Annotated in this window: 1 protein-coding gene; it reads left to right on the plus strand. The window is 68.9% G+C overall.

Annotation, left to right across the window (positions count from 1 at the left end):
• Positions 1–252: 252 nt before the first annotated feature.
• Positions 253–1,479: an IS110 family transposase gene (locus tag ACIQ8J_RS35875; RefSeq protein WP_403278382.1), complete on the plus strand. Its 1,227-nt coding sequence runs from the start codon at positions 253–255 to the stop codon at positions 1,477–1,479.
• Positions 1,480–1,503: the final 24 nt, after the last annotated feature.

Genomic DNA, 1,503 nt, shown 5'->3' on the forward strand with positions numbered 1-1,503 from the left:
GCCTAATGGGACGTATCGGGTCGTAGAGACTTGATGTTGTAGCCGCCAGCAGGTGAGCACTTTCTCTGCCGGAGCCTTTGAGCTCTGGGGTCAGACCGTGCCCCTGCTGGTCGGCCGGGAGGCCATGACCGCTGATGGGATGGCGTGCCCGCCGAGCTGTGGGGCGTGAGCACTGGATCCATTAGGCCGCGTGCCGTGTCTTCCGCAGGCTGCTGTGCAACGAGACGAACGTATGCGAGCGGGAGAGAACTGTTGCTGCTGATCGGTGACGACTGGGCCGAAGACCACCACGATGTCGAGGTCCAGGACGAGACGGGCCGCAAGCTGGCCGCCGCGAACCTGCCCGAGGGCGTGGAAGGCATCGCGAAACTGCACGCGCTCATCGCGAAGCACGGTGGCGCGGATGTGGACCCCGCGGAGGTGGTGGTCGGGATCGAGACCGACCGCGGGCCGTGGGTGCAGGCCCTGATCGCCTCCGGCTACCAGGTGTTCGCGATCAACCCGCGGCAGGTCAACCGGTTCAAGGAACGGTATGGCACCTCCGGCGCCAAGAGCGACAAGGGCGACGCACACGCGCTGGCCGACATGGTCCGTATCGACCGGGACCAGCTGCGGCCGGTGGCCGGCGACAGCGAGCGGGCCCAGGCCGTCAAGGTGGTCGCCCGCGCCCACCAGACCCTGGTCTGGGAGCGCACCCGCGCCTTCCAGCGGCTGCGCAACACACTGCGCGAATACTTCCCCGCAGCCCTGAACGCCTACGCCGACCTGGCGCTGACCAGCACGGACGCGCTGGAACTCCTCACCAAGGCGCCCACACCGGAAGCCGCGGCGAAGCTGACCCGCACCCAGATCACCGCCGTTCTGGCCCGCCACCGCCGGCACAACCGGCCCCAGAAAGCCGCCACGATCCAGGCCGCGCTGCGGGAGGAACACCTCGGCCTGCCCGAACCGGTCACCGCCGCCTACGCGGCCGCCGCAACAGCCCACGCACGCCTGCTGATCAGCCTGAACGAGCAGATAGCCGAGCTGGAAGGGCAGGTGAAGGCGCATTTTCGAGCGCACCCGGACGCTGAGATCTACCTGTCGATGCCCGGCATCGCGGAGGTCACCGGCGCCCGGGTGCTCGCCGAGTTCGGGGACGACCCCACCCGCTACGCCAGTGCGAAGGCCCGCAAGAACTACGCCGGGACCAGCCCGGTCACCCGGGCCTCCGGCAAGAGCCACACCGTCCAGGCCCGCTTCGTCCGCAACAACCGCCTCGGCGCCGCGCTGCAACTCCAGGCGTTCTCCGCCCTGCGCAGCTCACCCGGCGCCCGCCGCTACTACGACAAACAACGAGCCCGCGAAGCCGGCTACAACCCCGCCCTCCGCCAGGTCGGCAACCGCCTCGTCGGCATCCTCCACGGCTGCCTCAAGACCCGCACCACCTACGACGAAGCGACCGCCTGGTCACACCACGCCCAACCCCATCCCGCTTGACATGAAACGTCATGGGATGTCTGA

It is taken from the genome of Streptomyces sp. NPDC094147 (assembly GCF_044764265.1).
GTDB lineage: Bacteria > Actinomycetota > Actinomycetes > Streptomycetales > Streptomycetaceae > Streptomyces.